Origin of the sequence: Paraburkholderia sp. CNPSo 3281 (genome assembly GCF_024206515.1) — a bacterium.
Taxonomy (GTDB): domain Bacteria; phylum Pseudomonadota; class Gammaproteobacteria; order Burkholderiales; family Burkholderiaceae; genus Paraburkholderia; species Paraburkholderia nodosa.
This window is the reverse complement of the sequence record NZ_JAMBPS010000008.1, coordinates 66,984-85,371: the sequence shown is the minus strand read 5'-3', so window position 1 is coordinate 85,371 and position 18,388 is coordinate 66,984. Positions and strand designations below refer to the sequence as shown.

Here is an 18,388-nt window from a genome sequence, read left to right as displayed (position 1 = left end):
ACAACGGTAGGTTGTCATCATAACAAAACGCTGGCTGTTCCCCGGAATTTGCGCTGCATACGATTCGCTCCACGATGTACGAATGGACTGAGGAGGCGAATTGAGCAGACAGTGGGTTTTGCCCGAGGTGGCGGCAATCGAAGCCGACATGATTGCGTTGCGCCGCCAGTTGCATGCGCAGCCCGAACTGGGCTTCGAAGAACATGTGACGAGCGCGCTTGTCGCCGAAAAGCTCGAAGCTTGGGGCTATCGCGTGACGCGGGGCGTGGGCGGCACGGGCGTGGTCGCCACGCTCGAGCGCGGCAAGGGGGGCAGTCTCGGCCTGCGCGCCGACATGGACGCGCTGCCCATACGCGAGGCGACGGGCCTTCCCTACGCCAGCGGCAACGAAGGCGTGATGCATGCCTGCGGTCATGACGGCCACACGGCGATACTGCTGGCAGCCGCACGATGCCTCGCGCAAACCGCACAGTGGCGCGGCACGTTGCACCTGATTTTTCAGCCGGCCGAAGAAGGCCTGGGCGGCGCGCGCAAGATGATCGAGGATGGCCTCTTCGAGCGCTTTCCTTGCGACGCCGTGTTCGCGATGCATAACGTACCTGGCTTTCCGGCAGGACGAATCGGCTTTCACAGCGGCGCCTTCATGGCCAGCGCGGACGAGGTGACGATCCGCGTGATCGGCCGCGGCGGCCATGCGGCCGCCCCGCAGCAGACGATCGACCCCGTCGTGGTCGGCGCCTCGATCGTCATGGCGCTGCAAAGCGTGGTGGCGCGCAACGTGGCGCCGCACGATCAGGCCGTCGTCAGCGTCGGCGCGCTCCATGCGGGGAGCGCCTCGAACGTCATTGCATCGCACGCCGATCTGCACCTGAGCGTGCGCGCGCTTTCTGCGCCGGTGCGCGAGCTGCTGGAGCGTCGCATCCGCGAAGTGGCGCAGGGGCAGGCCGCGAGTTACGGCGCGCGCGTGGAGATCGACTATCGCCACGACTACCCAGTGCTCGTCAACCACAGCGATGAGACCGAGATGGCGCGCCGCGTCGCGCTCGAATGGGGCGGCCCGGAGATGCTGATCGACGGCCTGCGCCCGCTGATGGCGAGCGAGGACTTCGCGTACATGCTGGAGCGCTGCCCCGGCAGCTACCTCTCGATCGGCAATGGTGACGGCGCGCAGCACTGCTCTTTGCACAACCCCGGCTACGACTTCAACGACGCGAGCCTTGCCATTGGCGCGAGCTACTGGGTCAAGCTCGCAGAACACATTCTGCAATAGCACCACAGAAATCGCAGAAACCACCGAAGCAATTGAAACAACCGAAACGACACGAAGGAGACAGGCAAATGAAGCAATGGACGATGGCGCTTTCGCTGGCGCTCGCTGCCGCGGCAACGGCGGGACAGGCGCACGCGGTGGACCTGAAGGGCCGGGAGATCCGGCTCGCGGTCGATCCCACTTACCCGCCGCTCGAATACAAAACGCCGGACGGCAAGCTTACTGGCTTTGGCGTGGACATTGCCAATGCGTTGTGCGCGCAACTGAACGCGCATTGTGTATGGGTGGAAACGAGCTTCGACGGCATGATTCCAGGCCTCATCGCGCGCAAGTTCGACGTCATCTCTTCGTCGATGACGATCACGCCCAAGCGCGCGGAGCAGATCGCCTTCACGAACAAGATCTCGAATGCGCCCGCGCGGCTCGTCGTGCGCCGCGGCTCGCCGCTCCTGCCCGATGCCGCCTCGCTCAAGGGAAAGCGCGTGGGCGTGGAGCAGGGCACGAGTCAGGAAGATTACGCGCGCGCGAAGTGGCAGCCCGCGGGCGTGGAGATCGTCCCCTATCAAAACCAGGACCAGGTCTATGCCGATCTGACGTCGGGCCGTCTGGACGCTGCGTTTCAGGCGTCGATCGCCGCAAGCGACGGCTTTCTGAAGCGCCCTGAAGGCAAGGACTTCACCTTCGCGGGCCAGGCCATCGACGACCCGAAGTTCTTTGGTCAGGGCGACGGTCTCGGCCTGCGCAAGCAGGATACCGAACTGCGCGACGCCTTCAACGGCGCGCTCGCCGACATTCTTGCAAACGGCACCTACGCGCGTATCAACAAGAAGTACTTCGACTTCGATATCTACGGTTCGAAATAACGCTCGACGGGCCGCGCAATTGACCAGAGCGGGCGCAAAGGCGTGCGGTCCGCCATGGCGAGGACAAGAGGGCTTTGTATTCGCTCGATAGTTAGTATGGCTTATAAAAATGGAAGGCATATGAGAAAGAGGAAGATCGTTTGCGTCATGGCGCTGTGCGGTGCGACGGCGCCAGCCTTTGCGCAAAGCAGCGTGACCCTGTACGGTCTGATCGACGAGGGTATTGACTATACGAACAACGTGGGCGGTCACGCCGTCTACGAAATGACGAGCGGCTACGCCCAAGGCAGCCGCTGGGGCCTGAAGGGCACTGAAGACCTGGGCGGCGGCAACAGCGCGGTCTTTCAGATCGAAAGTGGCTTCAATGCGAGCAACGGGGCGCTGGCACAAGGCGGCCGCGCCTTCGGACGCCAGGCGTATGTCGGTCTCGCCAATGAACGCTACGGCACGCTCACGCTCGGGCGTCAGTACGACGCCGTGGTGGACTATCTCGCGCAGACGACGGCGAACGGCAACTGGGGCGGCTACCTGTTCTCGCACCCCTACGACAACGACAATACCGACAACACCTTTCGCCTGAACAACACGATCAAATACGCGAGCCCGACGTTCGGCGGCTTCTCGTTCGGTGGCACGTACAGTTTCAGCAACGACACGAACTTCGCGAACAATCGCGCGGTGAGCGTGGGGGCGCAATACACGGCGGGCGGCTGGCTCATCGCCGCGGCCTACCTGAACGCCAGCAACCCCGCGCTGACCTCGGGCGGCGCGATTGCGGGCGCGAGCAGTACGAACGGCGCGGACGGCAATTTCGCTTCGTCGCGTCTGCAGATTTTCGGCGCTGGCGTGAGCTACACGGCTGGGTCGGCAACGGTCGGCTTCGCGTACACCAATACGTATATCGGCCAGCCTGTGGCGAACGTTGGGTATCTCACCGGCGACGAGACGATCCAGCCGGTGGCTGGGCCGCTCGCCGGCGGCAGGGTGACGTCGCTCAGGTATCAGAATTTCGAGGTGAACGGCAAGTATCAGCTGACGCCGGCTTTCTACGTCGGCGCCGACTATGTCTACACGCTCGAACACTATGTCGCGACGACAGGCAGCGTGAAGCCATCGATCCACTCCGTGGGTCTGATGGCCGACTACAACCTCTCGAAACGCACGGACGTGTATCTGCAGGGCGCATTCCAGCTCGTGGCGGGCGACAAAACCGGCTCATCGCTCGACCAGGCTTATGTGCCCGGCGCGCAGGATCTCTCGTCCACTTCCCGCCAGGTCGTGGTGCGTGCCGCCATTCGTCACAGCTTCTGACCTCGTAGCCTGCACGCGGCGCTCTGCACGGGCTGAGCGCCGCGCGCCGTGACTTTACGAAAGACTCAACACGTCGGCGTTTTAATTCAATAGCCCAAGTATTTACCCTGGTGTCGAATACTAACTTCGTCGCTGCAGCAAGCGCTGCGGCTAGCCTAAAGCTAGAAGTGTAAGAACATGAACTTGTCGATCAAAGCCGCTTTCGTCATCGCCGTCGCTCTGGTTCCGGCGCTCGCATTCGCGCAGTCGAACTCTTTGCCGCTAGATAGCGGGCGGCAGGCGGGGCATTAGCGTTTTCCCGCACGCGCCGCCATGCGCCCCCGCCGGCCGCCGAGCGGCTTTTTCCGGGATCCTCGGTGCTCCCGCCCGGGTTGTCCAAACCGTCGTGGTGAGGGTGCTTCGGAGATCGATCGGATAACTAATCATTCCGATGAATCGGCGTATGCCGCATTGCGGGAACGAAGCCGAATCGCCCCCGTTTTTTTTGCCAGCATTTCTGCGCCGTTCCCCTTAAAATTGCATGATCCTGCAGTACCGGAGCACTACCATGGAACGAAAGAAAGCTGAACACATCCTGCTCGAAGCCGACGAAATCGCCGGCCTGGTTCTCAACGGCTTCGACATGACGATGGAAACCAACGCCGGGCGCGCGCTCTACGATCGTACGTTTACCGCCTATATCCATAACGAAATCGGCGACTTGCCCGTTGGGGAGCTGTACGACGCCTTGAACGGCTCGCCCGAAGCCTTTACCGCCACCACACCGCAGTAAGCCGGCGCCCTCCCAGAAAATCACCAACGAGCCACGCTGCGAAAGTGCAAGAAGTCGCAGCATGGCCTCATCTCGTCGTTACACGTTCACTTCACGTCGAACGAGTAATGTCCGGTCGTGCGATGCCCATCGGCGGCAACCGCGACCCATACCACCGAATACTTTCCCGGCGTCAACGCGTTCAGCGCAACCGACATGCGCTTGCTGTTGCCCGCATCGACCTTGGCCTTCTCGCGAATGACCGATTTGCCCTGCGCGTCCGTCACGTTGATGGAACTGAACGCGGGCTCGAGCGCATCGTCGAAGTCGATCACGACCGCGGTGAGCGTGGCCGGCGCGGTCGATCCAGCGGGCGGTTCCTGATGCTGCGGATAAGCGTGCGCCCACGCGAGGTGTGCGGCGAGCAGCGCGATCGAGGCGACAGCCGCGCGCAAGGTAGCGAGTTTCATGGCGATAGTCCTGTGTGAATATGCGGGGTCACTGGAAGAGCGGCTTGCCGATCGTGCTCGGCGCGACATCGTCGAAGAAGATGTGCACTTGCGCGAGGATGCCGACATGCGAGCCGCTTGCCCGGTTGATCGGGATCTGCGCTTCGATGCCGAGCTGGCCGTAACGGTTCATCCAGATGAAGCCGGGGTTGACGGTCCCGGTCGTTTGTCCCTGGCTGCGCGAGAGGGGCACTTCGACCAGCGGGATGAGGCTGGAAAACGGCTGCGGCAAGCCGAGGTCGTGTACGTGCTGTTGCAGGTAGGGCAGGCTGTACTGGAACGTGAATCCATAGTCGAACGAGTTCGGCTGGCCGCCGCCGGTCGTGAACGACGGTCCCGCTTCGCCCGTGATGGCGATGGGCCGCAGCCATGCGAGCGAGTCGGGCAGATCGCCCATGCCCTTGCCGGCGAAGACCGTGGGCGAGATCGTCGAGAAGTTGGCGGCGATCGCGCGGCTGCCTGTGCCGCCGAGTTCGGCGTTCACGCCGACCGACGTCATGAATTCATGCGCGTCGTTCACGTAGAGCAGGTACTTGAGTCCCACGCCGAAGTTGTCGAAGCCGCGCGCGGTGGGGTTGTTCTGCATGACGTAGCTGCCGTCCACCGAGAAGGCGAGCCGCGGCGTGATGAGCTTGTCGTACTCGAAGCTGAAGGTGTTGATGCTTTGGTCGCCGGCGTCGCCCGGCACGCGCTGGTGCCCGAATTCGAGGTTGGCTTCGTCGCCTACGCCGGGGTCGTCGACGGAGAGCGTGGAGGGGAAAACGCGGTCGCCCGCGATGGCGTGAGCATGGGCCGCGCACGGTCCGAGCAGCAGCGCGCAGCCGATGAACCGGGTCAGCGCGCGAATGGGGGCAAGCACGCCCGGCGCCATGCGGCCGGACGGCGATTGGTCAGACATGAGTTGTCCTGTCGAGGAGCGAGGCACGCGCGTGAACCAGGGTGGCGCGCGTGCAGGCCCGGCGACACGCTGGGCGTATCGTCCGGGGTTGGCCGGGTCGATCCAGTCAGGACAGGGGAGGGGCGCGTGCGTGGATGTGGCTCGCGGGCGCGACGAGGCGAACGCTTTCGAACTGCGCCGCGATGCGCGCCTGCACGAGCTGGCCGACGACAAACAGTGCAACGGGTACGCCGGACACGGCGGGCAGGTGCGCGAAGAAGCTGCAATAACCGCAGTCCTGCATGTCGCCAGACGCTGCGTTCGTTGCGTGCGAGCCCACTGTGCCGCTCGCGCCGTGGACGTGGCGCTCCATCGAAGGCATGCCGCAGGGCGCGCGTTCGACCGTGCCTGGCGCCCCCCGCATGGCCTGGGCGGCCAGCAGGTGCGAAACCACGGGCGCGAGCGTCGCCATGAGGAGCGCAAGCGTCCCCAGGAGACTGCCCAGCCTGAGATGGAATCGGCGCACGGCGTGGAGCGGAAAGTGGCGGAAATATTGCGGGGATTATGCCACGCGAGCCGCAACCCCCGCCACGCCGCCTACGGCGCCGCCGCCCGTCAAAGCGTCGCGGCCGCGCACGTCGCGTGCAAGGCCGCGATCGAGCCCGCATGAAGCCGGCATGAAGCGGTCAGGCGCGCAGGCCGACCGTGTGCCGCAATTCCTGGTAGCTGCGCAAGCCCGCGACGCCCAGCTCGCGGCCGATGCCGCTCAGGCCGAAGCCGCCCCAGCACACTTGCGGAAAGATCAGTTGCGGGGTGTTGACCCAGACTAGCCCGGCGCGCAGCTGTGCCTTGTAGCGTCGCGCGGCCTTTTCGTCGCTCGTCACGACCGTGGCGACCAGTCCGTAACGCGTATCGTTGGCGAGGGCAATTGCTTCGTCATCCGAACGGAATGATTTCACGCACGCGACAGGACCGAAGATCTCGTCGGTCCAGAGCACGTTGTCCGCCGCGGGTTCCGCGATGACGACGGGCGCCATGAAGAAACCATCGGCACATGCGGGATCGAGCTGGCCCGCGAACGCGATCTGCGCACCCGCTTCGACGCCTTGAGCCACGAGCGCTGCCACGCGCGCGTGTTGCGCTGCGCTGATGAGCGGTCCCATCGCTGCGTCCGCACCGCGAGGAGGCGCGACCACGACAGCTCGCGCCGCTGTCTCGAATGCGGCCATGAACTTGCGATACACGTTGTCGTGCACGAGGATGCGCGCGGTGGCCGAGCACATCTGCCCGGCGTTGGTGAACGCGCCGCCCACCGCGAGCGAGACGGCCTGCACCACGTCGGCGTCTTCGCGCACGATCAGCGCGGACTTGCCGCCCAGTTCGAGCGTGAGGCGCTTCATGTCCTGCGCGGCGGCCTGCATGACCTTGCGGCCCGACGCTGTGCTGCCGGTGAACGAGATCTTGTCGACGAGCGGATGCGTCGTCAGCCATGTGCCGACTTCGCCGCCGCCGTTGACCACGTTCACGACGCCATCCGGCACGCCCGCTTCGCTCACGATCGCGGCGAGCATGTGCTCGGAGGGCGAGGTGAGTTCCGAAGGCTTGATGACGACCGTGCAGCCCGCGGCCAACGCGGGTGCGAGTTTCCATGCCGTCGTGACCATCGGGAAATTCCACGGCACGATCAGCGCCGCGACGCCAACCGGTTCGTGCAAGCGTTCGGCCAGCACCGCATCGTCCGGCAGCGCGACCGGTTCCGCGGCGAACACCGACGCGTCTTCGCACAGGCCAGCGTAGTAGTTGAACGTCGCGATGGCGTCGCTCACGTCGAGGTCCGCTTCGAACGGTGGCTTGCCGCTCACCTGCATCTGCATGGCAGCGAGGCGTGCGCGGTCGGCTTCCAGCAACTCAGCGATCTTGCGCAGCAGCCTGCCGCGCGCGGCGGGCGTCGTGTGCCGCCACGCGATGAGTGCATCGTGCGCGGCGTGCACGGCGCGATCGACCATCTCGGCCGTGGCGTGCTCCTGCCAGCCGATCGTTGCGCCCGTGGCCGCGTTGCAGATGCGCGAGCACACTTCGCTGTCCGCTGCGCAAAAAGTTGTGCCCGCAATCATTGCGGCGGGCAGCACAAAGGCCTCGCCGTCGATCTGACGTTCGGTATTCGTAGCCATGATGTGTCTCCTCGCGTCCTAACGGTAAGCCACGCCGGGCATGATGCAAAGCATTTCGAAGGCGAGATTCGCGCCTACGAGCGCGGTCGTGCCGGCCTGGTCGTACGGCGGCGAGACTTCGACGAGATCGGCGCCCACCACGTTGAGCCCCTTCATGCCGCGCACGATTTCGAGGCCCTGGTGCACGGTCAGTCCGCCCACCTCGGGCGTGCCGGTGCCGGGAGCGAAGGCGGGGTCGAGCCCGTCGATATCGAAGCTCAGGTACACGGGCGTGTCGCCCACGCGTGCGCGCACCTCTTCCATGAGCGGCGCGAGCGAGCGGTTCCAGCAGTCCTCGGCCTGCACGACGGTGAAACCCTGCTTGCGGCACCAGTCGAAATCTTCGGCGTGATAGCCGGTGCCGCGCAGGCCGATTTGCGTGACCTTGTCGCATTGCAGGAGGCCATCCTCGACGGCGCGGCGAAACGGCGTGCCGTGCGCGATCTTTTCGCCGAACATGGTGTCGTTCACGTCGGCGTGAGCGTCGATGTGGACGAGGGCGACCTTGCCGTATTTCTTGTGCAGCGCGCGCAGGATCGGCCATGCGATCGTGTGGTCGCCGCCGAGCGTGATCGGGCGGCAACCCGTCTCGACGATGCGGTCGTACGCCGCTTCGATCAGACGAATCGAATCCTTCAGGTCGTACGGATTCGTTGCGACGTCACCGATATCGGCCACCTGCAGCGAATCGAACGGCGCCGCGCGCGTGGCCATGTTGTACGGCCGCAGCAGTACCGATTCCGAGCGGATCTGGCGCGGCCCGAAGCGCGTGCCGGAACGGTTCGAGGTGCCGATATCGAGCGGCACGCCCACGAAGCAGACGTCGAGGCCCTCGGTGGTCTCGGCCTGCGGCAGGCGCATCATGGTGGCGATGCCGCCGAACCTCGGCATCTCGTTGCCGCCCTGCGGCTGGTTGAACTGGCGCTCCATCTGGTGTGTCTCCGATCGTTAGAGTCAAATCGATCGGGCGATGGTAGGGGAGATCCCGCGCGGCCAAATATTGAAGTTGAGATGTTTACATCGATGGAAATCGATGTATGTGCGCTCTTAATTGACTAAGCAGCGTGGCTAACCACCGTGGCTAAACGGCGGCGTGGCCCCAGGCGATCAGCTCGCGCTTGGTACGCACGCCCAGCTTCGCGAAGGCGCGCTTCACGTACGATTCGGCGGTGGCCACCTGCACGCCGAGGATCTGCGCGGCTTCGGGCACGGTCTTGCCCGTGATGAGGTGCGCGCAGGTTTCGTATTCGCGTTTGGAAAGGCGCACGCTGTCTGCCGCAATGCGCGCGTCGAACTGCGCGAGCGGATGCATGAACGGAGCCGCATGGGCGATGCGCCGGGCCGCGCTCGTGGAGGCGTGCAGTTCGAGCAGCGGAAACAGAAACTCGCTCACGCTGCGAAAACGGTTCATTTCCATGAGCGTAAACGGCGGTTCGCGCAGCCCGCGTTCGAGCGCGATGGAGTCCTGCGCGTGGCGCGTGCCGCGTGCGAGCACGCATTCGTGGGCAATGCGCGCCTCGTCGAAGAGCCGCTGGCGGAATTCGCCCGGCGGTATCGCGCCGATGTCGCGCACCACCAGCATCGTGCCGAGCTTGCCGCGAATGCCCGCGAACAGCGGATCGCTTTCGTAGAAGCGGTCGTAATACAGGGTCATCACGTCCGAGATCGCACCCGAATCCATTCCGACCCCGCCACTGCCGATCCATTCGCAGCGAAAGCCCGTGGGCATCGTGCTGTCCGCGCGCGAACGCTCGATATGCACGACATTGACGGGCACGACCTCGTTGAGCAGCAGCGTAAGACGCGGCACGAAATCGGGCGTGCCGACGGCCTCGATCACATTGCCGAGGGTCTTGAACGAGAGCGGAAAGTTCGGTTGATCGCGGTTGAGCGGGGGGACGTTGAGCAGCATGGCGCGCCCATTCTTGATGGCTGATTCATTATAGCCGAAGGCTATTGGCCGCCAAAAACGCCCAGATCAGCCAGCAAAACATCGCTTGCCCCCCCTGAGGGGGGGCATACCGCGGCCGCGCCAGTCGGTAACTTTGGCGTCACTCAATCAACCGGAAGCGACGCAAATGAGCAAACTGATTCAGGACATCGTGCCGCTGGGCGCTGGCATCGGCGAATTCACCAGGCTGGAGTACGGCATGGACGAAAGCGACTGGCGTGCCACGGTCGGCAAGAACAACAACTACGTGATCGGCTGGTGGGAAGGCAAGGTCGGCGCGGTGGATTTCCCGGCCACGACCGCCGACGAAGCGGTATGGCTCGTGGAAGGCAAGATCGCGCTGACTGACGCGAACGGCGCTCGCAAGGAATTCGCGGCTGGCCAGGGCTACCTCCTGCCCGCCGGCTTTGCAGGCCGCTGGGAAACCCTCGAGGACGCGAAGAAGTTCTACGTCGTGCTCGAACAGGACTAAGGACCATGGCGAGCCGCCTCCCACGGGAGGCGGCTTTGTTTCTCCCGTTTCGTGCAGTGAAGCCAATCATGAGTACCCCTGCAAAAATTGAAGTCGAATCGCGCCCGCCTGTCACGCTCAGCGTGCAAGAGGCGCTTTCGCGCACACGGTTCTTTCCGTACTGGCTCGACAACCCCGCCGAGCCGCCGACCGAATCCAGGCTCACCGCCAACGTAGAGGCCGATCTGCTGATCGTCGGCGGCGGCTTTACGGGGCTCTGGGCCGCCGTGCAGGCCAGGGAGCAGATGCCGCATCTGAATGTCGTGCTGATCGAGGCGGGCAAGGTCGCGCACGGCGCGTCAGGCCGCGCGGGCGGCATCATCTCGACTTCGGTGATGCATGGCTTGCCCAATGCCGTGCGGGTATTCCCCGACGATATTGCGCAGCTTGAAGCATTTGGCCATCACAATCTCGACGGCTTCGAAGAAACGCTCAAGCGCTACAACATCGACGCCGACATCGAATGGAACGGCGAAATGACGGTGGCGGTCGATCCCGAGCACATCGAGCACTTGCGCGGCGACTACGAACTGCACGCCCGCTACGGGCACGATGTCGTTCTGCTCGATGGCGATGCGACGCGCGCGCAACTCGATTCGCCGCTGTTCGCCGGTGCGCTGTGGTCGCGCAATCGCAGCGGCATCGTGCATCCGGCCAAGCTTGCGTGGGGCCTCAAGCGCGCGGCGCTTTCGCTCGGCGTGAAGCTCCATGAGCACACGCCGCTCATCGATGTCATCGACGAAGGCCAGACTGTCTACGTGAAGACGCCGGAAGGCAGCGTGCGCGCGCCGCGCGTGGTGTTCGGCAGCGGTACGGCAAAGGTCGGCATTCCTGATATCAACCGGCGCGTGCTGCAGGTGCGCGACCATGTGCTGGCCACCGAGCCGCTCACCGAAGAACAGCTCGCGCGTATCGGCTGGAAGAATCGCCAGGGCATTTACGACACGCGTACGCAGCTCAATTACTTCCGCCTCACGAAGAACAACAACATCATCTTCGGCGGACTCGTGAGCTATCACTTCGACGGCGATCCGGATCCCCCGCAGGACCAGAAGGCGGAGACCTACTACCGGCTCGCGCAGGCGTTTTACCGCACCTTCCCGCAGCTTGCCGACGTGCGCTTCTCCCATGCGTGGGGCGGACCGATCGACTACTGCTCGCGCGGCTCCGTGTTCGCGAAGCGCTATCTGAACGACAAGGCCGTTTTCGTGGCGGGTTACACGGGCTTTGGCGTCGCGGCGAGCCGCTTCGGTGCGTTCATGGGCCTGAATATCCTGTTCGACCGCGACAGCCCCGAGCGCGCGCTCGATATCGCCAACCAGAGCCCCACGTATATCCCGCCGGAGCCGGCGCGCTGGCTGGCCGCCAAGGTCACGTTCCATGCGTTCGACGGCGCCGACGCCGAAGGCGGCTGGAAGCGCGCGTGGATCAAGGGTATCAAGGCGATGGGCTTTCCGATGTGAGGGATGAGCGGCATGTTCTCCAATACTTCCGATCTCGACCTGCGGCTCATCCGCGTGTTTCTCGCCGTGGTGGACGCGCGCGGCATCACCGCGGCCGAAGCGACGCTCGGCGTGCGGCAGTCCACCATCAGCACGCAGCTCTCGGCGCTCGAGGCGCGCGTGGGCTTCAAGCTCTGCGAGCGCGGACGCGGCGGCTTTCGTCTCACGTCGAAGGGCGAACGCTTCGTGCCCTCGGCGCGTGCGCTCGTTGCGGCCACCACCGAGTTCGTCGCGAGGGTGCGCGATATCGACCGAAAACTCGTCGGCACGCTCGGCATCGGCCTGATTGGCCAGGCTTCGCATGTCGAGAACGCGCGGCTCGCGGAAGCGATCGGCGCATTTCGCCAACGCGATCAGGCCGTGCGCTTCACGATGAAGGTCGCGGCGCCTCAGGAACTCGAGGAAAGCCTCGTCAACAACCAGCTCGACATTGCGATCGGTTACTTCTGGCATCGCGTGGCGGGCCTCGATTACACCGAGCTGTTCAGCGAGCGCCAGGTGCTGTGCTGCGGGCGCGGGCATGCGCTTTTCCATAGTGCGCCGCACGTCGACGTAGATGACCTGCGCGATCACGACTGGGTCTGGCGCAGCTATCCGATACCGGAGGAGCTTGCAGGAATCGGCGACCGGCAGGTGACGGCGATCGCCGACAGCATAGACGCCGCCACGGTCCTGATCCTGTCGGGCAGCCATATCGGCTATCTGCCCGCGCATCACGCCGAGCCGTTCGAGCAGCGTGGCCTGATCCGGGCGCTCGGACGCACGACGTTCGGCTTCGACGTGCCGATGCATCTGGCCGTCAAGCGCAGCGCTGCGGAAAAGCCCATCGTACGCGCGTTCTGCGACGATCTGCTGGGCGTCTATGGGCAGCATGCCGCCGTGCCCGAAGCGCTGGTCGAATGAAAGAAGCGCTGCGCGCCATACATTGGCTGCGTAAGATGTAAACGTATGGAACGGTTGACAGGGAAGAACTGCTTCGAGCCATCCGCGATGCGCTGCGGCAAGATATAGGAGAGTCGAATTTTGAGGATAGCGCCAGCGCATCCCGTATCAGGGCCGTGCTGCAGCCAGTGCGTCGACGCGGCATTGAGCGCTCCTTTCCTTGAGGGAAGATAGAACGCAAGGACGAACAACGCCAATCTGACGCGCGCCGGATGCCTACACGCCCAGATAGCTCTGCAATTGGCTCATCTCCCGGCGCAATGCCGCCGAATCGCCTTGCCAGGCGACACGCCCTTTATCGACGACGTAATGGCGGTCGCCGAGCGCCAGCATCGGTGCGAGGTTCTTGTCGATGCACAGGATCGACAAGCCGCTCGCCTTGAGCTCGTTCAGACAACTCCAGATTTCGCCGCGGATCAACGGCGCCAGGCCTTCTGTCGCCTCATCGAGGATAAGCAATTGCGGATTGGTCATCAAGGCGCGGCCGATCGCGACCATTTGCTGCTCGCCGCCCGACAGGTTGCACGCGAGGTGCTTCTCACGCTCCTGCAAGCGGGGGAACAGTGCGTAGATGCGCGGCAGCGTCCACGGCGTCTGCCTGCCATGGCCGCGAGCGGCCGTGGCAAGCAGATTTTCGCGCACCGACAAGCGGGGGAACACCTGGCGGCCCTCGGGCACGAGACCGAGTCCCGCTCTGGCAATGCGGTGCGATGGCAGCGTGTGCACCTCTTTGCCGTCGAACACGATCTCGCCTCTCGCAGCGCGTATCAGCCCCATGATCGATTTGACGGTGGTGGACTTGCCCATGCCGTTGCGCCCGAGCAGGGTGACGAATGCGCCCCGCTCGATCTCGAGCGTCATGCCGAACAGCGCCTGGCTTGCTCCGTAAAATGCGTCCACGCCGCACAAGGACAACAGGGAATTCATTCGGTGGCTCCGGTCATTTCGTTGCGCGTCTCGTCGCCGAGATAGGCGTCGCGCACGTCGGCGTTGCAGCGGATCGCCTCGGCCGTCCCGCATGCGATCGCGCGGCCGGAGACGAGTACGGTGATGCGGTCCGCCAGCGCGAACACGGCGTCCATATCGTGTTCGACGAGCACCATCGCGTGTTCGCCTTTCAGGTCGGCGAGTAGTTGGGTCATCTGCTCCGACTCGGCCTGGCTCATGCCTGCCATGGGTTCGTCGAGCAGCAGTAGCCGTGGCTCGCCGGCGAGCGCCATCGCAAGCTCCAGTTGCCGGTGTTCGCCGTGTGCCAGCGCGGCGGCCGGAACCTGCATGCGGCGGGCGAGGCCCACGCGCGCGAGCACGGCTCTGGCCGGTTCGATCAGCGCGGTGTCGTTGGCCGCCGCGCGCCAGAAGCGAAAACTGTGGCCCTGCAACGCCTGGAACGCGAGAGCGACATTCTCGAGCGCCGTGAATTCGGGGAACACGGACGTGATCTGGTAAGAGCGCGCCAGACCCGCGTGAGCGCGCTGTTCGATCGACATCGACGTAATGTCTCGCCCGCCGAAATGGATCGTGCCTTGGTCGGCCTTCGACTCGCCGGCGAGCAAGCCGATCAGCGTGCTCTTGCCAGCGCCGTTCGGGCCGATGATGGCATGCAGTTCACCGGGCGCCACCTCGAGGCAGAAGTGATCCGTGGCGGTCAGGCCACCGTATCGTTTGACCAGGCGGTCCACACGCAACAGGCTCATACCTTGCTCTCCACTGCACGCGCATGGCGTGCGATCCGGACTTCGAGGTCTGTCAGTAATCCATATAGTCCACGGCGGGAGAGCAGCACGGCAACCACGATTAGTGGTCCAAAGATGATCATCCAGTGGTCCGTGTAGCCCTTGAGCAACTCCTCGACCGTCAGCATCGCGGCGCTGCCGATCACCGGGCCGACGAGCGAGCCCAAGCCGCCCAGGACGACCATGGCGATCAGGTCGCCCGATGTCGTCCACGTCATATAGGCCGGCGAGACGAAGTGCGTCAGGTTGGCGTTCAGCATGCCGCTCACTCCGCATACCATCGCGCTGATGACATACGCAAAAAGCTTGTACTGCAGCGTCGCGAAGCCCAGCGCCCTCATGCGCCTGTCATTCTGGCGGCTACCGCGCAGGACCATGCCGAAGCGTGCGTTCACGATACGGCTGCCGGCCCACAGGCATGCGCACAGCACCGCGAAGGCGACGTAGTACAGCACGTTCGGGTCGTCGAGGGCGAGGCTGCCGAAATGGCTGCCCGAGGCGATCGACAGGCCGTCATCGCCGCCGTATTGCTTCAGCCCCACGGCGAGGAAGTAGAACATCTGCGCGAAGGCGAGGGTGATCATGATGAAGGCGATGCCTGACGTGCGCAGGGAAATCAGGCCGGTGATGACGCCCACTACCGCGCATAGCGCCAAAGTCACGGCAAGATGAACGAAGCCATTGTCGACGCCGTAATAGGCGAGGATGCCGACGACATACGCGCCGAGGCCGAAGAACAGGGCATGGCCGAAGCTCACCATGCCGCCATAGCCGATCAGCAGATCGAGTGAGACGGCCGCGATGGCGAAGATGACAATCCTGCCGAACAGGGTGAGATAGAAAGGTTGCTGCGCCAGATGGGCGTAGACCGGGACCAGCGCCAGTGCAGTGAGCAGCAGGACAGGCACGAGGGTACGCAGGGATATCTTCGTGTGCATCATCATTACCCGTGTTTGACCGGAAAGAGGCCCTGCGGGCGAATTGCCAGCACGGCCGCCATGAGCAGATAGATCGACATCGAGGCGAGCGCCGGGCCGGCCGTATCCGCCGTGCTCCGGTTGAGCATGCCGCGCAGCAGCGCCGGCAGCAGCGTGCGGCCGATGGTGTCGGCCACCCCGACAATCAATGCGGCAAGAAATGCGCCGCGCACCGAGCCAATGCCGCCGATGACGATCACGACCATCGTCAGGATCAGGATCGGCTCGCCCATGCCCGGCTGTACCGAAAGGATCGGTCCGGCCATGAGTCCGGCGACGCCGGCGAGGAGTGCGCCGAGCCCGAACAGCAGCGAGTTCAGCAGCGTGATGTTCGCGCCGAGCGCACCGACCGTCGCTCGGTGCGTGGAGCCCGCGCGGATCAGCATGCCAAAGCGCGTCTTGTGAATCAGCAGATAGCACCCGCCGGCAACGGCGAGGCCGACCAGGACAATGGCGAAGCGGTAGGCCGGATACCGGATGCCGAGCAGGTCGACGGTGCCCGAGAGCCACTGCGGCACTTCCATGTAATAGGGCGAGGCGCCCCAGATCATGCGGGCCAGTTCGTTGAAGAACAGGATCAACCCGAAGGTGGCGAGCACCTGGTCGAGGTGATCGCGCTCATAGAGCCTGCGCAGCGCGACGAACTCGACGACCATCCCGAGCAGCAGCATGGCCGGGACGGTCAGCAGAGCGGCGAGCGCGAACGACCCGGTGTGGCTATAGACGGAAGCCGCGATAAAGGCGCCCATCATGTAAAGCGAGCCGTGCGCGAGGTTCACGAAGTTCATGATGCCGAACACGAGCGTGAGGCCGGCGGCCATCAGGAACAACAGCACGCCCAGTTGCAATCCGTTCAGGCACTGCATGATGAAGAGTGCAGGTGTCATGCTGCCCCCAGGCTAGGTAATGGGTTAAGGGTAAGCCGCGTTGTCGTTTGCTTGACCGGCGGGACGCAAGGGCGGTGCTTGTCGCAATCGTTCATGGTTGTTCATGGCGCAAGAGTCAGTAAGCCTGCGACGCCGGCATAGGCGTCGAGCGTGGACACGGGGCGTACGGACAGCGTGTGCGCGTTGGGCGACCAAACGACCTGATCGATGCGATTGGCGGTGCATCGGCAAGTTCGCCACCCGATGTCAGTGCCGCAAAGTACAGCGTTGCCGACGTGACACTGGCCGGGTCGATTGCGCCGTCAAATGGCAAGCTCAGCATGGGACGCAGGTTGAAGCCATCGAGCTGGTTGAGAATGGCCGTATCGTGGCAATCGTCGGGACGCTTGCTACAGTCGGGCATCGGCAGGTTGATCCTCAACCCCGTTAGTTGATGAGGATCGGCAACAGTGAACTGATTCGACGGAAACGGTCCGGATTGCATCTCGCCCGACACCCAGGCCAGTACGGCATCGTGCTGGCGCGCTTGCGGCGTCGCGCACGCGTTCAACACGACGCACATGCCAAGGGCCACGAGCCGGTCCACAGCTGGCGTTCGCATCACGAAATCCTTCCTGAAGGTGGCAGCGCCGGCGGGACAGGGCCGCCGGCCTCCGGCATTACCGTGCGGGCTTGATGTTCTGGTTACGATCGAAGTAGTTCTCCGGATCGTAGGTCGCCTTGATGCGCTGCAGCCGCTGATATTTCTTTTCGCCGAACGCCGCGCGAATGTCGGCGTTGGTGGTGTCGGACGCCATGTAGTTGGTATAGGCGCCGCCAGCGTTGAATGGCGCCAGTGCCGCTGCGAAGCGTTTGACCCAATCGTGGTTGACCTCGTCGTCGACGATGTCCTTCCATTCCCCCACGATCATCGCGTTATAGGGGGCATGGCGGAAATTGATGGCCGCGCTGTCCGTGTCGATGCGGCAAATCTGGCCGGCCAGCCGTTCGATCACGATCTTGCCCAGCGGCGAGGGGCTGGTTTCAACGAAGTGAACCACGGCTTCCACGACTTCGTCGTGCATGCCGTTGAGCGTCTGGGTCTTCCAGTAGTGACGATCGTCCCAGGGCGCCTTCGGGTCCAACAGGCGCTGCGCCTGGCAGTAGGGTAGTTCGACCGCCATGTCGGCAATCGGGTGACCACAGGCGCGAATCTGCTTGAGCGTCGGTTCCGCGGCCGCCATGTCGCCCATGAAGCGCACCATGATGCCCAGTTGCGTGCGGCCTTCCTTGTTGCGGCCGAAATTGAACTCGATGGCGCAGGCGTCGGGCAGCTCCGGCGCAATGCGGCGGAAATTGGCCAGCACCCGCACGGCCTCGTCGAACGCGAAGTAGATAGGCCCGGTAACGGTCTTGGTGCCGACCGGATGGACGTTGAATTCGAACGATGTGACGATGCCGAAATTGCTCGCCCCGCCATGCAGCCCCCAGAACAGATCCGGCTCGCGGGTCGAGTCGGCTGTGACGACGCTGCCGTCGGCCAGCACCACCTCGGCGGAACGCAGATTGTCGCAAGCCAGGCCGAACAGGCCGCGCAGCGCGCCAATGCCGCCGCCTAGCGTGAGGCCGGCCACGCCGGTTGAAGAGACGACGCCTCCGGGGCTTGCCAGGCCATGCAACTGGGTAGCCGCGTCATAGACACCCCAGGTCGTGCCCGGGCCGCAGCGCGTCACTTGACGCGCCGGGTCGACCTGCACCTCCTGCATCTGGCGCATGTCGAGCACGATACCGTCCTGACACAACGCGAAGCCGAAGGCATTGTGGCCACCGCCACGCACCGACAACGGCACGCCAACCGAGCGCGACGCCTTGATGGCAGCCACGACGTCCCGGGTGTTTTCACAGCGGATCACGCCAAGCGGCACCGGGTGTGCGGGCGCGGCGGAAAAGCCGTACAGGCGCGTTGCCTCGCGAAACGCCTCGCTGCCTGCCAGATGCAGCGGGCGGTGGGTGATCTGTTCGATTGCCTTAACAACTCTGCTGTTCATTTTTATCCCTCGATGCGATGCGTGCGTGGACGCAATTCAGAAATTGGGGGTAGTGCCAGATATCTGC

19 protein-coding genes are annotated in these 18,388 nt (G+C 64.2%); 7 read left to right on the top strand and 12 right to left on the bottom strand.

The window, feature by feature from the left end; translation table 11 throughout:
- Positions 1–148 precede the first annotated feature (148 nt).
- The 4 genes from M3I56_RS11830 to M3I56_RS11815 all read left to right on the top strand — a co-directional run bounded on the left by M3I56_RS11830 (position 149) and on the right by M3I56_RS11815 (position 4,216).
- Positions 149–1,270 (top strand): M20 aminoacylase family protein, encoded by a 1,122-nt coding sequence (locus M3I56_RS11830; protein ID WP_154677882.1) that lies wholly within the window; start codon positions 149–151, stop codon positions 1,268–1,270.
- Positions 1,271–1,338: 68 nt separating this feature from the next.
- Complete coding sequence (locus M3I56_RS11825) at positions 1,339–2,133, top strand: ABC transporter substrate-binding protein (protein WP_254354077.1); 795 nt, start codon at positions 1,339–1,341, stop codon at positions 2,131–2,133.
- Between the two features lie 120 nt (positions 2,134–2,253).
- The gene (locus M3I56_RS11820) at positions 2,254–3,444 is read left to right on the top strand and encodes a porin (protein WP_254354075.1); all 1,191 of its coding nucleotides are present in this window, start codon (positions 2,254–2,256) and stop codon (positions 3,442–3,444) included.
- A gap of 547 nt (positions 3,445–3,991) precedes the next feature.
- A complete protein-coding gene (locus tag M3I56_RS11815; RefSeq protein WP_254354074.1) occupies positions 3,992–4,216 on the top strand; it encodes a hypothetical protein in 225 nt (74 codons plus the stop codon).
- 86 nt (positions 4,217–4,302) lie between these two features.
- Here the strand turns inward: M3I56_RS11815 and M3I56_RS11810 are convergent, their stop codons facing one another.
- The 6 genes from M3I56_RS11810 to M3I56_RS11785 form a co-directional block, all read right to left on the bottom strand.
- Entirely contained in the window at positions 4,303–4,665 is a 363-nt protein-coding gene (locus M3I56_RS11810; RefSeq protein WP_254354073.1) for a copper resistance protein CopC, read from the bottom strand.
- A gap of 28 nt (positions 4,666–4,693) precedes the next feature.
- Positions 4,694–5,575, bottom strand: coding sequence for a hypothetical protein (locus M3I56_RS11805; RefSeq protein WP_254354162.1), 882 nt, complete (start codon positions 5,573–5,575; stop codon positions 4,694–4,696).
- Positions 5,576–5,708: 133 nt separating this feature from the next.
- Positions 5,709–6,107: a DUF2946 domain-containing protein gene (locus M3I56_RS11800; protein ID WP_309249147.1), complete on the bottom strand. Its 399-nt coding sequence runs from the start codon at positions 6,105–6,107 to the stop codon at positions 5,709–5,711.
- Positions 6,108–6,267: 160 nt separating this feature from the next.
- Entirely contained in the window at positions 6,268–7,752 is a 1,485-nt protein-coding gene (locus M3I56_RS11795) for an aldehyde dehydrogenase family protein (RefSeq protein WP_375541716.1), read from the bottom strand.
- A gap of 18 nt (positions 7,753–7,770) precedes the next feature.
- Complete coding sequence (gene speB, locus M3I56_RS11790; protein WP_254354070.1) at positions 7,771–8,721, bottom strand: agmatinase; 951 nt, start codon at positions 8,719–8,721, stop codon at positions 7,771–7,773.
- Positions 8,722–8,872: 151 nt separating this feature from the next.
- Positions 8,873–9,703: a helix-turn-helix transcriptional regulator gene (locus M3I56_RS11785; protein ID WP_254354068.1), complete on the bottom strand. Its 831-nt coding sequence runs from the start codon at positions 9,701–9,703 to the stop codon at positions 8,873–8,875.
- Between the two features lie 166 nt (positions 9,704–9,869).
- Here M3I56_RS11785 and M3I56_RS11780 point away from each other — a divergent pair, with 166 nt between their 5' ends.
- The 3 genes from M3I56_RS11780 (at position 9,870) to M3I56_RS11770 (ending at position 12,658) form a co-directional block, all read left to right on the top strand.
- The gene (locus M3I56_RS11780) at positions 9,870–10,214 is read left to right on the top strand and encodes a cupin domain-containing protein (RefSeq protein ID WP_254354066.1); all 345 of its coding nucleotides are present in this window, start codon (positions 9,870–9,872) and stop codon (positions 10,212–10,214) included.
- A 68-nt stretch (positions 10,215–10,282) separates the two neighbouring features.
- A complete protein-coding gene (locus M3I56_RS11775; RefSeq protein WP_254354064.1) occupies positions 10,283–11,716 on the top strand; it encodes an FAD-binding oxidoreductase in 1,434 nt (477 codons plus the stop codon).
- Between the two features lie 12 nt (positions 11,717–11,728).
- The gene (locus M3I56_RS11770; RefSeq protein ID WP_254354063.1) at positions 11,729–12,658 is read left to right on the top strand and encodes a LysR family transcriptional regulator; all 930 of its coding nucleotides are present in this window, start codon (positions 11,729–11,731) and stop codon (positions 12,656–12,658) included.
- Positions 12,659–12,913: 255 nt separating this feature from the next.
- Here M3I56_RS11770 and M3I56_RS11765 read toward each other — a convergent pair whose 3' ends face one another.
- The 6 genes from M3I56_RS11765 to M3I56_RS11740 all read right to left on the bottom strand — a co-directional run bounded on the left by M3I56_RS11765 (position 12,914) and on the right by M3I56_RS11740 (position 18,198).
- On the bottom strand, positions 12,914–13,624 hold the full coding sequence (locus tag M3I56_RS11765; protein ID WP_254354062.1) for an ABC transporter ATP-binding protein: 711 nt from the start codon (positions 13,622–13,624) through the stop codon (positions 12,914–12,916).
- The gene (locus M3I56_RS11760; protein WP_254354060.1) at positions 13,621–14,391 is read right to left on the bottom strand and encodes an ABC transporter ATP-binding protein; all 771 of its coding nucleotides are present in this window, start codon (positions 14,389–14,391) and stop codon (positions 13,621–13,623) included. Before M3I56_RS11760 ends, M3I56_RS11765 begins: the two co-directional genes overlap by 4 nt.
- Entirely contained in the window at positions 14,388–15,374 is a 987-nt protein-coding gene (locus tag M3I56_RS11755) for a branched-chain amino acid ABC transporter permease (RefSeq protein WP_254354059.1), read from the bottom strand. The genes M3I56_RS11760 and M3I56_RS11755 overlap by 4 nt, the downstream gene beginning before the upstream one ends.
- Positions 15,374–16,294, bottom strand: coding sequence for a branched-chain amino acid ABC transporter permease (locus M3I56_RS11750; RefSeq protein ID WP_254354057.1), 921 nt, complete (start codon positions 16,292–16,294; stop codon positions 15,374–15,376). The genes M3I56_RS11755 and M3I56_RS11750 overlap by 1 nt, the downstream gene beginning before the upstream one ends.
- 115 nt (positions 16,295–16,409) lie before the next feature.
- Entirely contained in the window at positions 16,410–16,868 is a 459-nt protein-coding gene (locus tag M3I56_RS11745; RefSeq protein WP_254354055.1) for a hypothetical protein, read from the bottom strand.
- 85 nt (positions 16,869–16,953) lie between these two features.
- On the bottom strand, positions 16,954–18,198 hold the full coding sequence (locus M3I56_RS11740) for an FAD-binding oxidoreductase (protein ID WP_254354053.1): 1,245 nt from the start codon (positions 18,196–18,198) through the stop codon (positions 16,954–16,956).
- Positions 18,199–18,388: the final 190 nt, after the last annotated feature.

Coding starts and splice junctions, on each gene's coding strand:
- M3I56_RS11770 (WP_254354063.1), top strand. CDS start 11,729: ATGTTCTCCAATACTTCCGATCTCGACCTGCGGCTCATCCGCGTGTTT.
- speB (WP_254354070.1), bottom strand. CDS start 8,721: ATGGAGCGCCAGTTCAACCAGCCGCAGGGCGGCAACGAGATGCCGAGG.
- M3I56_RS11750 (WP_254354057.1), bottom strand. CDS start 16,294: ATGACACCTGCACTCTTCATCATGCAGTGCCTGAACGGATTGCAACTG.
- M3I56_RS11760 (WP_254354060.1), bottom strand. CDS start 14,391: ATGAGCCTGTTGCGTGTGGACCGCCTGGTCAAACGATACGGTGGCCTG.
- M3I56_RS11825 (WP_254354077.1), top strand. CDS start 1,339: ATGAAGCAATGGACGATGGCGCTTTCGCTGGCGCTCGCTGCCGCGGCA.
- M3I56_RS11805 (WP_254354162.1), bottom strand. CDS start 5,575: ATGGCGCCGGGCGTGCTTGCCCCCATTCGCGCGCTGACCCGGTTCATC.
- M3I56_RS11810 (WP_254354073.1), bottom strand. CDS start 4,665: ATGAAACTCGCTACCTTGCGCGCGGCTGTCGCCTCGATCGCGCTGCTC.
- M3I56_RS11815 (WP_254354074.1), top strand. CDS start 3,992: ATGGAACGAAAGAAAGCTGAACACATCCTGCTCGAAGCCGACGAAATC.
- M3I56_RS11795 (WP_375541716.1), bottom strand. CDS start 7,752: ATGGCTACGAATACCGAACGTCAGATCGACGGCGAGGCCTTTGTGCTG.
- M3I56_RS11830 (WP_154677882.1), top strand. CDS start 149: ATGATTGCGTTGCGCCGCCAGTTGCATGCGCAGCCCGAACTGGGCTTC.
- M3I56_RS11785 (WP_254354068.1), bottom strand. CDS start 9,703: ATGCTGCTCAACGTCCCCCCGCTCAACCGCGATCAACCGAACTTTCCG.
- M3I56_RS11820 (WP_254354075.1), top strand. CDS start 2,254: ATGAGAAAGAGGAAGATCGTTTGCGTCATGGCGCTGTGCGGTGCGACG.
- M3I56_RS11755 (WP_254354059.1), bottom strand. CDS start 15,374: ATGATGATGCACACGAAGATATCCCTGCGTACCCTCGTGCCTGTCCTG.
- M3I56_RS11775 (WP_254354064.1), top strand. CDS start 10,283: ATGAGTACCCCTGCAAAAATTGAAGTCGAATCGCGCCCGCCTGTCACG.
- M3I56_RS11765 (WP_254354062.1), bottom strand. CDS start 13,624: ATGAATTCCCTGTTGTCCTTGTGCGGCGTGGACGCATTTTACGGAGCA.
- M3I56_RS11780 (WP_254354066.1), top strand. CDS start 9,870: ATGAGCAAACTGATTCAGGACATCGTGCCGCTGGGCGCTGGCATCGGC.